The 11,991-nt window shown below is 58.4% G+C and carries 8 protein-coding genes and 4 pseudogenes; 1 reads left to right on the top strand and 11 read right to left on the bottom strand.

Annotated elements, in window-relative coordinates:
• Positions 1 to 191, bottom strand: a pseudogene (locus N5E02_RS06940) (type VI secretion protein); the annotation flags it as partial.
• Between the two features lie 372 nt (positions 192 to 563).
• Positions 564 to 1,043: a DUF4189 domain-containing protein gene (locus tag N5E02_RS06935; protein WP_279946114.1), complete on the bottom strand. Its 480-nt coding sequence runs from the start codon at positions 1,041 to 1,043 to the stop codon at positions 564 to 566.
• Positions 1,044 to 1,835: 792 nt separating this feature from the next.
• Here N5E02_RS06935 and N5E02_RS06930 point away from each other — a divergent pair.
• A pseudogene (locus N5E02_RS06930) lies at positions 1,836 to 2,342 on the top strand (integrase core domain-containing protein); the annotation flags it as partial.
• A 229-nt stretch (positions 2,343 to 2,571) separates the two neighbouring features.
• Here the strand turns inward: N5E02_RS06930 and N5E02_RS06925 are convergent.
• The 9 genes and pseudogenes from N5E02_RS06925 to N5E02_RS06885 form a co-directional block, all read right to left on the bottom strand.
• Positions 2,572 to 2,994 carry a DUF4189 domain-containing protein gene (locus N5E02_RS06925; protein WP_279946113.1) on the bottom strand — a complete coding sequence of 141 codons (423 nt, stop codon included), beginning with the start codon at positions 2,992 to 2,994 and terminating at the stop codon, positions 2,572 to 2,574.
• Between the two features lie 208 nt (positions 2,995 to 3,202).
• Positions 3,203 to 3,607 (bottom strand): annotated as a pseudogene (locus tag N5E02_RS06920) (type IV secretion system protein); the annotation flags it as partial.
• 995 nt (positions 3,608 to 4,602) lie between these two features.
• Positions 4,603 to 5,316, bottom strand: a pseudogene (locus N5E02_RS06915) (type IV secretion system protein); the annotation flags it as partial.
• 349 nt (positions 5,317 to 5,665) lie between these two features.
• A complete protein-coding gene (locus N5E02_RS06910) occupies positions 5,666 to 6,172 on the bottom strand; it encodes a DUF4189 domain-containing protein (RefSeq protein WP_111175885.1) in 507 nt (168 codons plus the stop codon).
• 293 nt (positions 6,173 to 6,465) lie between these two features.
• Entirely contained in the window at positions 6,466 to 6,702 is a 237-nt protein-coding gene (locus tag N5E02_RS06905) for a hypothetical protein (RefSeq protein WP_231109097.1), read from the bottom strand.
• A 211-nt stretch (positions 6,703 to 6,913) separates the two neighbouring features.
• Positions 6,914 to 7,393 carry a DUF4189 domain-containing protein gene (locus N5E02_RS06900; RefSeq protein WP_081275808.1) on the bottom strand — a complete coding sequence of 160 codons (480 nt, stop codon included), beginning with the start codon at positions 7,391 to 7,393 and terminating at the stop codon, positions 6,914 to 6,916.
• Positions 7,394 to 7,436: 43 nt separating this feature from the next.
• The gene (locus tag N5E02_RS06895) at positions 7,437 to 8,594 is read right to left on the bottom strand and encodes a type IV secretion system protein (RefSeq protein ID WP_065186154.1); all 1,158 of its coding nucleotides are present in this window, start codon (positions 8,592 to 8,594) and stop codon (positions 7,437 to 7,439) included.
• A 78-nt stretch (positions 8,595 to 8,672) separates the two neighbouring features.
• On the bottom strand, positions 8,673 to 9,470 hold the full coding sequence (locus N5E02_RS06890) for a hypothetical protein (protein ID WP_231109098.1): 798 nt from the start codon (positions 9,468 to 9,470) through the stop codon (positions 8,673 to 8,675).
• Positions 9,471 to 9,515: 45 nt separating this feature from the next.
• Positions 9,516 to 11,957 (bottom strand): VirB4 family type IV secretion/conjugal transfer ATPase, encoded by a 2,442-nt coding sequence (locus N5E02_RS06885; RefSeq protein ID WP_279946111.1) that lies wholly within the window; start codon positions 11,955 to 11,957, stop codon positions 9,516 to 9,518.
• Positions 11,958 to 11,991 lie beyond the last annotated feature (34 nt).

Genomic DNA, 11,991 nt, shown 5'->3' with positions numbered 1-11,991 from the left:
CGGGTCTTGTCAGCCTGCAGCTCGGGATCATTGAGAATCTTGATCCCATCGATGCTGGACAGCGCCACCTGCATCCAGGCAAGGCTCTTGTCGATCTGCGCCTCGGGCTTCTCGTCCTTGCCGGTCACAACGTGCGTGATCAGGCCCTTCACGTCTTCCGTCAGGAATTCATGGAGGTCGCGGCCGAACATGCCCATGCTCGTCGCAACCGCCACGATCAGGGCTGGCGTTCGTCTCTTGAATCAACAGGGCCATCATTGATGAGCCGATATCCCTTCAGCACGTACCACGAAGTGAGCCCAAGCTCAACAATCCAATTCTCGCTCATCGTATACGCGTCGTCAGAAACGCGTACCTCGCCACTCAATCCCGGGGCAATGCTAGATGCAGTCTCTGATCCGCTGTCATTCATCTTTCCGGCACCACGCAATCAAGCTACGGAAGCATGCGGATTCGCCCCTAATACAGCCACCTGAGTCGGCGCACGACTATGGGGCACCTAACCATTTCGATCTGGCTCACATTCAATCGAGCCGGACGACCACAGACCCGCTATAGGACTTCTAGAATTTCTCGAAGATCGGCTCAGAGCAAGCGGAATAGACGGCAGCACAATCGCTTCCTCCTTTCGAGGCACATAGCCGGGAGGCAAACTCCTTAGCACTCTCGATCGTCGCGCCGGTACCAAACTGCGTGGTTCCATCTGTACCCGAGCTGGCTACAACGGCAGCCACGCATTGATTCTTATATGCAATTGTGACCTTGCATCCCACTCCGCCGGATTCAGCACAATTCCTCTGCGCCTCTTCAACAGCCTCCGTCTTCCGTACTCGCCCTGTTGAGGTGCCAGAGGCGCCCGAAGGCGCCAACGAAATTGCGCCCCAGGTCTTGATCCATTTACCCGTCGCTCTAGGCTCACTGGTCGCTGCACCTTCGCCTCCGGGAATCGGTGCGCAACCACCGACACCCGGGCCTCCGATGGGGTACTGCCCCGGAGGACACCTCCCCTCAGCGTGAGCCTCAAAGGCCGATGTAGCGATCATGAACACCAACGGCGCTAGCAAATGAATGATTCTCATCAGGCAACTCTCCTTACACAAACAACGCGAATCTCCGCGAACTAAATAGGCGCCTTGGCAAATCGGCCTGTATCCGACTGCGTATCGGCAACATGTGTAGATCCACACGCAGAGTAGATAACGGTACAACTGCGCCCTTTACCTTCGGCCTCACAGAGCCGCAGTGATTCTGCCTTCGCATCGCGCTCATTCGGCGAGCGATACGCCACAGTCTTCACGTTCATTAGGCGAACATAACCAATCACCGGTCCGGCTAGTGCAACGCACTAATTGTGATATTCGAGAGTAATTTCACACTCTTGCCCACCCATCCGCCGACACTCAGAGAGCGCTAGAGACTTCGCTTCTCGCTTTGATTTTCTGGCCTCCGCCACACCAATCGCCAAAACCTGACTTGTTCGACGACCCGCATCCTGGGCTAGCGCACCCCACCGGGTTTCCCATCTACCCGTTGGCACCTGGCTACCACTCTCAGCACTGGCTTGTCCACCAGGTATGGGCGCACAACCGCCCACGCCCTGCCCTCCAATTGGGTACTGCCCCAGTGGGCAACGCCCTTCTGCCGACGCCACGTTAGAAATGACAAGCAGAAAATGCATTGCAAAGCACTTCATGTACCCACCTCTACCATTCAATCTGCTTCAGGAAGCCAATGGTCTGCTCGTCGGTGAAACGCTTCTTCATGTCCGTCCTCGGTATGGGGACGGACTCTACTTAAGTTAGGCTGGCCCTGAAAACCGGGGGCAGGTCAAAGCGGCCAACCAAGTCTGGTCGATGGACTTCGTGTTCGACCGCACCGCCGAGGGCCGGGTGCTCAAGGCCCTGACCATCGTCGACGATGCCACACACGAGGCGGTGGCGATCGAGGTGGAGCGGGCCATCTCCGGCCACGGCGTAACGCGGGTGCTGGATCGGCTGGCGCTGACACGGGGTCTGCCACAGGTGATCCGCACTGACAACGGCAAGGAGTTCTGCGGCAAGACGATGGTGACGTGGGCGCACTAGCGCGGTGTTCAGCTGCGCTTTATCCAGCCAGGCAAGCCGAACCAGAACGCCGACATCGAGAGCTTCAACGGCCGCCTGCGCGACGAATGCCTCAACGAGCACTGGTTCCCGACGCTGCTGCACGCCCGCACCGAGATCGAGACCTGGCGACGGGAACACAACGAGGAGCGACCGAAGAAGATCTTGGGCGGCCTGACCCCGACCGCCTATGCCCAACAGCTGGCGGCCAAAGCCGCTACGATGAAACCCGGACTCTAAAGAGCCCCGCCACTCAAAACCCGGGGGGCCGTCGAAGTGACTAGTGGCGACACCCAACCTTACCAACTAGATCTGCTGTGCCAGCTCACCACCAATGAAGTGGGCTGATCTTCAGCAGGCTGTTCCCATCACGCAAAGGCCGACTCAGGGATTCCGCCCGTGATTCAACTGACATAGCTCAGAAAGATTCAAATATTGGCTCAGCACAATCCGTGTACAACACCTTGCATTACCCACCACCGTTCTTCGCACAGTAGGAGAGAACCCGACTGGTCGCCTCCTCTCTTGAGCCGGCGACTGAAATGGAAACTATCCCCTTACTGCCCGGCTCAGGGTCAGCATATGCGACGCACTGGTTCTTGTAAGTTGTATCGATCTTGCAGTCTTTCGCCCCGTGTGTCGCGCACCGAGCAAGCGCTTCTGAGACGGCTTCTCGCTTGGAGCGCCTTCCAACGGAAGCCCCCATATCGCCCGTGCTTGCCGCCCCCGCAATTGCCCCCCAAGTCTTGATCCAACGCCCAGTAGCAATAGGACTGCTCTGCACGCCTTCAGCACCGGAGCCCGGAATAGGTGCGCATCCACCTACTCCTTGACCACCGACCGGGTACTGCCCTGGCGGACAACGCCCTTCCGCTTTCGCCTCACCCGTCATAAAAAAACATAGGAGCAAGCCGGCAGGAATGAAGGGCAATATGTATTTCACACTTTTACTCCGTTATGTGTGGCGGCTATTGATTGCCGGGATGTGCAGCTCTGAGGCCGGTTTCGGCAACCCTGGTGGAATCTGATGATGGAAGAGTTGAACGTGCAGTCGCATGACGATCATGCGCACCACTGTCTTGGCCAGAATGCCCCTTCTCCGGAGCGGCCGGCGTGTAGTAGCTACCCGGCGGCTGCCCACTCGGGCCCGGCGCCTGAGCAACCGGGCTGCCACCTATCTGCGAATATGCCATGAAGCTGCCCAAGGTTCCCTGGAAGAACATCGCTGCCATTGGGGGAGCGGTCAGAATCAAGGCAGTCAGGATCAATCCCATGCCGCTCTGCTGCATCGCCTGACTGGTCATGCCGTCACTGGACGCGCCCATGAGCGGGAACTTGTTCACAAGCGCCGTCATCCAGAACGAGGCCGACACGCGGATCACCATGTCCAGCGCGATCGAGACCATCGCCGCCAGCACCGCCATGGAGAACATGGTTCCAATACCGTAGAACAGCCATCGCTGGAACAACTGCTTGGTCTGATCGAACAATAGACTAAGGATGAACTGCGCCCCGAACCAATCAACTCAGCGCCAAAGGCAGAAGCTAGTAGACAAATGAATTACAGAACGACGTTTTATCTCCAAGAGTAATCACCTCGCGCTCACGTTGACCGAACCCGTGGACAACAGCGCCCACCCTTGGCGCAACTTCGCCATCTCAAGCGAAAGCGAAAGCGAAAGCGAAAATAGAAATGGCCCACGTCTTAGCGGGCCACCCCTAAAATAAAAAAAGCAGACCTTCAGTATGCAACCAAGCCCAGCCAGTGTCAGGAATCACATCAACGGAAAGACTTGAACTCAGACTCACTACAGGTCGAGTAGATGACGCTGCACTCGGTACCATTCGCAGCCGCCTTACATTGTTCCAATGCGTTACGCCTTGCAAGCTCCAAGGTTTCCGCGCGGGCAGCTATCGAGCTTGCCGAAGTCGCGCCTTTAGGAGTATCCGCAAGCGCCACGCACTGATTGTTGTAAACGATGAGAACCTGGCACTTCTGCCCTCCTCCCAAACGGCATTGATCCAGAGCCACAGAGATCGCCTCGGACTTGCTTTTGCGAGATTCCGAAACGCCTGTAGCGCTGACGACCCTACGAGCATTGGCGCTGGAGTCTTCCGCAATCGCGCCCCATCGCTTTTCCCACTTCCCAGATGGAGCGGGTGCGGTCGGCGATGACGAAGAATCAGCTCCCCCCCGGAATCGGGGCACACCCAAGAACACCCTGAGCACCACCCACGGGATACTGGCCTGGCGGACACCTGCCCTCGGCATATGCCGCTGCAGGAATCGACAAAATCGCCAAGAGCAACAGAGTCTTCATCATCTTCACCTTCAACGAAAAACGGGTCTTCATTTCACCAACGCGTTGCCCAAGGCACCCGGCGACTTGGATTCAACATGCTGATTTTGACCAGAACCCATCACCGAGCGCCCTTCAAGTTGCGGAGAGGGACCACTGGACCCCTGCGATGAATTCTTCTCCTGCGCGGGCGTGTAGTAGCTACCCGGCGGCTGCCCATTCGGGCCCGGCGCCTGTGCCACCGGGCTACCGCCTATCTGCGAATATGCCATGAAGCTACCCAAGGTGCCCTGGAAGAACATGGCCGCCATTGGGGGCGCAGTCAGAATCAAGGTAGTCAGGATCAATCCCATGCCGCCCTGCTGCATCGCCTGACTGGTCATACCGTCACTGGACGCGCCCATGAGCGGGAACTTGTTCACAAGCGCCGTCATCCAGAACGAGGCCGACACGCGGATCACCATGTCCAGCGCGATAGATACCATCGCCGCCAGTACCGCCATGGAGAACATGGTTCCAATGCCGTAGAACAGCCATCGCTGGAACAGCTGCTTGGTCTGGTCGAACAGAAGGCAAAGAATGAACAGTGGTCCCAAGCCGATGAACAGGGCCATGGCGACCTCATACAGCAGCAACATGGAACCTGCCGTCACTGCAGGTCCGCCCGTGCCCAGGCCGATGAACCACATCGCACGGGTCTTGTCAGCCTGCAGCTCGGGATCATTGAGAATCTTGATCCCATCGATGCTGGACAGCGCCACCTGCATCCAGGCAAGGCTCTTGTCGATCTGCGCCTCGGGCTTCTCGTCCTTGCCGGTCACAACGTGCGTGATCAGCCCCTTCACGTCTTCCGTCAGGAATTCATGGAGGTCGCGACCGAACATGCCCATGCTCGTCGCCACCGCCACGATCAGGGCTGGCGTTCGTCTCTTGAATCACCAAGGCCATCATTGATGAGCCGATATCCCTTGAGCACTTCCCACGAAGTGAGCCCAAGCTTAACAATCCAATGCGCGCTCAGCGTATACGCGCATCATCAGAAATACACCCACAGGATTGCACGCGGGATAGCGGTACGGCCTGACGAACTTGGAGGCGATTCGCGACATCATATTGAGGAGCCCAACTGAATTAAGCCTTCTCAACTAAACGGACGCCACTTAAATCTAGCGCCAACGCGCACCACCCGTCAGCCCCAGACCCCACCTGCCAAGCAGGCATACTTGCAAGCCAGTCTCAAAATTCGCTCACGCTGAAGTTCCACTAGTACTCCTGAAAAATCGGATCAGAGCATGCGGAATAAAATACTTTACACCCTGCGCTTCCCCGCTTTGTGCATTCATCCATTGCAAGTTTCGTCGCGAGAGCCTCCGTCTCGGCTCGCCACGTCACCGCTCCTCCTCTTTCGAGACTCGAAGGGGTAACCATTGCAGCGCATTGGTTTTTGTAGGACATCGTCACTCGGCAATCACTAGCGCCTCCGCGGGCACACTGCGAAATAGCTTCTTTTTCTGCAGCGCCTTTCGAACTCTGACCCGTTGATGCACCGGCATCACCGCTCGGAGCAGTGGCAATAGCTCCCCAAGTTTTCAACCAGCGGCCTGTTGGCCTAGGCGCCGCCGTTGCATTCGCCCCACTGTCCCCGCCCGGAATCGGTGTACACCCCCCCACGCCCTGCCCACCAATGGGATATTGTCCGGGTGGACAACGACCTTCTGCGCTAGCGGACGGAGCATCCACCAAGAAGAGGATCAACAGCAAAGACAGCATCGAGGCGTACGCTGCTACCAGTTGCTTCGCCCTGAATTTATTCGCTGCACGCATCACAATCACCTTGGCTCTATCTCGGTTTATTGCCAATCCCCATCCTGCCTGGATCATGCTCGGGCGTGGAGTTAGAAGGACCGGTGAACATCTTTGTTGGAGCACCAACTTCATTAGCGCCTTCACTTCCCTTGCTCGTCGAAGGCTTATCCGGCGTGTAGTAGCTACCCGGCGGCTGCCCGCTCGGGCCAGGCGCCTGTGCCACCGGGCTGCCACCTATCTGCGAATATGCCATGAAGCTACCCAAGGTGCCCTGGAAGAACATGGCCGCCATTGGGGGGCGCAGTCAGAATCAAGGTCGTCAGGATCAATCCCATGCCGCCCTGCTGCATCGCCTGACTGGTCATACCGTCACTGGACGCGACCATGAGCGGGAACTTGTTCACAAGCGCTGTCATCCAGAACGAGGCCGACACGCGGATCACCATGTCCAGCGCGATAGATACCATCGCCGCAAGAACCACCATCGAGAACATGGTGCCTATGCCGTAGAACAACTACCTTTGAACAGCTGCTTGGCCTAGGCAAACAGCAGACAGAAGATGCACAGGGACCGCAGGACGAAGAACGAGGCCCAAAGCGACCTCGTACAGCAAACGCTCTGAATGTTGGTTTGGTCAATACTCGCTAACAAGCCGTAATGCGACCTCTAACAACTCATGCCTGTACGCCCCGGTCGCACTTCGCTCAGTAAGACTTGAAGAGCGGCTCAGTGCAGTCGGTATAGAGCACCTTGCATTGCCCAATGCTCTCCTTACTGCACGCAGCCAGCACATTCTGGGTTGCACTTTCGCGCGATGCTCCCGTGTTCGTCCTTACCTTCCGTCCTTCCTGCGCGGTCGCGTAGGCAACGCACTGGTTCTTGTAAGTTGTCAGGACTTTGCAGTCGGTCGCCCCATACTGCGCACATCGCTCTTGGGCTTCTGTCTCGGCTGCCGACTTATCCTTATGACCCTTGGATGCCCCCATGTCACCGGACGCAGGTGACAGAGAGATGGCACCCCACGTCTTGATCCAACGGCCGTCGGGCCTGGGCGCAGATGTGCCGCTCTCCCCCCCAGTTGGAATCGGGGCGCACCCACCGACACCCGGGCCACCGATTGGGTACTGACCTGGCGGGCAACGCCCTTCTGCAAATGCTTGGCCGGCAGCTACCAACGTAATCATCAGAAGAATCACGCGCGAAGCCAAAGACATATTTACCTCTTCATCAATTGCCGCTGATCTTATTCGCAGCCCGGAGCCCAGTCTCCTGGGGGGACAGCAGCCCCCCTTGCGGAACAGTGAGCCTGCCATTCCCAGCTGAATTACTGGTTTCCGGATTGACAGAATCCTGCTTCGAAGGAGCAGCTGGTGTATAGGTGCCGGGTGGACGCCCATCCGCACTCGGAGTAGCGGCTGCGCTACCACCTATCTGCGAATATGCCATGAAGCTACCCAAGGTGCCCTGGAAGAACATGGCCGCCATTGGGGGCGCAGTCAGAATCAAGGTCGTCAGGATCAATCCCATGCCACCCTGCTGCATCGCCTGACTGGTCATACCGTCACTGGACGCGCCCATGAGCGGGAACTTGTTCACAAGCGCTGTCATCCAGAACGAGGCCGACACGCGGATCACCATGTCCAGCGCGATAGATACCATCGCCGCCAGTACCGCCATGGAGAACATGGTTCCAATGCCGTAGAACAGCCATCGCTGGAACAGCTGCTTGGTCTGGTCGAACAGAAGGCAAAGAATGAACAGTGGTCCCAAGCCGATGAACAGGGCCATGGCGACCTCATACAGCAGCAGCATTGAACCTGCCGTCACCGCAGGGCCACCCGTGCCCAGGCCGATGAACCACATCGCGCGGGTCTTGTCAGCCTGCAGCTCGGGATCATTGAGAATCTTGATCCCATCGATGCTGGACAGCGCCACCTGCATCCAGGCAAGGCTCTTGTCGATCTGCGCCTCGGGCTTCTCGTCCTTGCCGGTCACAACGTGCGTGATCAGCCCCTTCACGTCTTCCGTCAGGAATTCATGGAGGTCGCGACCGAACATGCCCATGCTCGTCGCCACCGCCACGATCAGGGCGGCGCGCGCCATGTTGGTCACCAGGATCATCATCGAGTCCCGGCTGCGGCCGGTGACGATCCGATAGCCCTGTACCAGCACCCACAGGGTCATCAGGGTCAGCGCGATGCCGCCGACCCACGTCATCATGTTCTCCATCAAATGGAAGCCGAACTTGCCAATCCTGTCGCGCAGGTAGTCAAGAATCAGCTTGAAGAACACGAAGTCGCCGATCGACTGGATACGCACAGCGTGCTCCATCAGATCCTGGAACCCGCCCGAAAAATCAAAGTTGGCAATCGACCTGATCGTCATTCCTGCAATCCCTTGGTAATACCGCTTTTGCACCGGTGGCCGCCCCTTGCACTTGCTCTGGCCACCCCACCGCCTGCCTCAATCGATGGACAGTGCAGCCTTCAGCGCGACTGTCTTCACCAGATCGCTCGCAAGGGTCTTGGTGGGATCTCCCTTGAGCGCCGCCTGTGCCACAATCTTCTGGTTGGCTTCCATGACTTCAATGTAGGCATCGTAAGAACGCATGCGTCCTTCCCAGCTCTGCGCTGCCACTTCCAGGTTGTTGGCCATGCGGGTCGCTTCGCTGTCCGAACCCTGGACGTTGCCCTGATCATTGCTGAAGATGCGCAGATCGAATATTTCCTTCAGGCCCGACTCCATCTGGGGAATGGACTGCGCGAGGAACATGACCGAATCGTTGTACTTGCGATTCTGCATCATGCGGATGTTCACGCAGATCTGGGTCTGCTGCTCCTTCATGTCACCGGTCGGATTGAACACAAGACTCTTGAAAAGATCGCCGGGCGAGAAACTGCTCTTGCTGCCACAGGTTTCCGCCACCAGATAGTCCGCAGGCACGGGTACCAACGGCTGCCCCTCCGGCAGGCCGATCTTGCGCATCTGAGCCTGCACCTTCACCAGCGCCTGAGCGTACTGGTCCAGCGTCCTTTTCCAACGCTCTGCCTGCTCGGCATACTCGGCAGCGTCGGCCGCGTAACTGGTGATCGAGTTCTTGTACTCATAGATGGCCTGCATCAGGTTCGAGTAATCAAACACCGGCCAGCCTGCGTTCGCCGTCGTGGTTGCCAACGACATCACGGCGCCCAATGCCAACGCGCTCAGTCGAGTGCTGCGCGGCATACCGGCCTTCTTCCTGTTCTTGCTCAGACTGTTCATCATCGTCTCCATAGTCGGTCGTTCAAGAGCGTCGGGACACCCGACTCATGCCACGGCCTCAGCACTCGCCGTCTTGCCCGAACCCTTTCGATTCTTATAGAAATCTTCCAACCACTGTTCCGGCGTGAGCTCGTCCACGGTGATCCGATTGCGGACTGCAGCCGTCTGCAACACCCGATGCATGATGTCGATGTTGTCGGTCGAGGCCGAGATCACCGACAGGATGTCGTCCATGCCACGCAGGTTGAGCTGGCACACGCTGGAGGCATGACCCTGCTTGACCAGGAAGCAACGCGAGCGCTCGTCCAGGGCGGTAACCACCCTGAACTCGGCCTCGGTCAGCTTCAGGCCGTCCATGTAGTCGCTCTTGCTGGCATTCGGGTTCGGCAGCAGGATCAGCGTGGCGGTCTGCTCGATCAGCGCGGCGGAGATATCGCTCTTCAGCGCGTCCTCCGGGCTCTGCGTCGCGAAGATGCCAAGACCGTTCTGCTTACGGATGGTCTTCTGCTTGTTCTTCGCGAACTCCTTCAGGCCACCCTCGCCGTCCAGGATCTTCCAGAACTCGTCCATCACGTAGATCAGCGGACGACCATCGATCAGCGACTCCAGGCGGTGCAGCAGGTAGTTGATGACCGGCACACGCACTTCGGGGTTGTCGATGATGTCGGTGTAGTCGAAGCCGATGATATTGGCCTTGCTCAGGTCGACGGTATCGACCGGATTATCGAACACCCAGCCCAGCGAATTGCCCGAGGTCCAGCGGCGCATGCGCGCGTAGAGGCCATCGTCGCCCATGTTGGGCAGGCTCTTCTGGAAGTTGGTCATGCTGCGCAGGTGCATCGGCGTATCGAGCATGCTCTCCACTGCGCGGTAGATGTCCTCTTCCTCGCGGGCGCTGTACTCACGCTTGCCGGCCAGCACCTTGATCAGGTCGGCCAGGAACTGCACGTTGGCTTCATTGTTCTCGCACTGGAACGGGTTGAAGCCGGTCGGCGCGCCGTTCTCCAGGGCCAGATAGTTACCACCGCAGGCGCGCACGAAGATCTCCGCACCGCGATCCTTGTCGAAGAAGAAGATGGTCGGCGACGGCTCATACTTCTGCACCTGGCTGAGCAGGAAGTTGATCAGCGCGGTCTTACCGGTACCGGACTTGCCGATCACCATGGTGTTGGCGATCGCCTTCTCCCCCAGCGAGTTTTCCGACGGATGGGTCGCGTGGAAATTGAAGTAGTACGGCTGGCCGTTGGTGGTCTGCAGCGTGGTGACGCAGTCGCCCCACGGGTTATTGTGCTGCTTGCCGGTGGCGAAGTTGTGCAGCGGCGAGAGGCCCAGAAAGTTCAGCGAGCTGACATTGGCCAAGCGTGTGCGATAGCGCCAGTTGCCCGGCAGCTGCGAATAGAAGGACGAGGTAACCGCCAGGTCTTCCTTGGTCGACACGAAGCCGGCGTTGGATAGCTCTGCGCGGGTCGAAGCGACGTTCTGCGACAGCTTGGCCTGGGTGTCGCCGTAGACCGCCATGATGAAGTGGTATTCACCCAGCACGAAGTTGCCCGACGACAGCTGATCCATCGCCTGGTCCAGCTCGACGATCTGGCTCACCGCCTTGTCACCTGAGGAGATCATCATGCCCTTGGTGCGGTCGAGCACCTTCAGCGCATCCTGACGTCCCATCGGGCTGAACGAATGGGTGATGACGTACTCGTAGTCCAGGTACTTCAGGCCGTTGAGAATGCCCGGGTAAGTGCCCTCGGCATACTCCTTGATATTCAGGATGGCGCCGAAGTGGTTGGCACCGTTGGGGGTATTGATGACGAAGTCACCGGTCTTGGCCGAGAACATATGACGGCTGACCGGCAGGTAATCCTTGATTGGCGCCGACAGCACCGGCACCGGCTCGTCGATGCGATTGATCAGGTAACCGAACAGCTCCAGCGTTTCCGAGAACACCACGCCATTCTTGGCCTCGTACATGCCCAGGCGGTATGGCGCGTAGTCGCGGATCACGGCCTCGACGTTGCCGGCCAGTTCCATCAGCTTTTCGACTGCCTGCTCCTGCTCCGCGCGCAGCTTGTCCACGTTCGCCGACTTCTCGACGAAGCGCTTACCCGCCACCACGGGGCGATAGATCATGGTCAGGTACAGTTCGTTCTGCATGATGCGCTGCGAGGACAGCATGCCCATGTACTGGTCGGACACGTCCTGGTTGAAGCGCTGCTTGTAGTTGCTCTTGCCCTTCAGCGTGCGGCGACGACGGATGTCGTGCACCCAGAAGGCGACGTTGACGAAATCCGGCGCGCGCAGCGTCTGCAGCAGGCGGTTGAACGTGTTGTGGCGATGTTCGAGCTCCCACTCCTCGCGGCCGACGAACGGCAGCCCTTCCAGATGCCAGGTCAGCAGGTAATCGCCGCCCGTGGTCTTGACCACGTTCGGAGCGACATGCGACGACAACGGAATGAACTCACTGATGGAGGTGTCAGGGCTGAACATACGACTGCTTCCAAAGAGGTAGTGCCAAGGAGTT

Source organism: Stenotrophomonas sp. GD03777 (genome assembly GCF_029842485.1).
Lineage (GTDB): Bacteria > Pseudomonadota > Gammaproteobacteria > Xanthomonadales > Xanthomonadaceae > Stenotrophomonas > Stenotrophomonas sepilia.
This window is presented reverse-complemented; position numbering and strand designations above follow the sequence as displayed.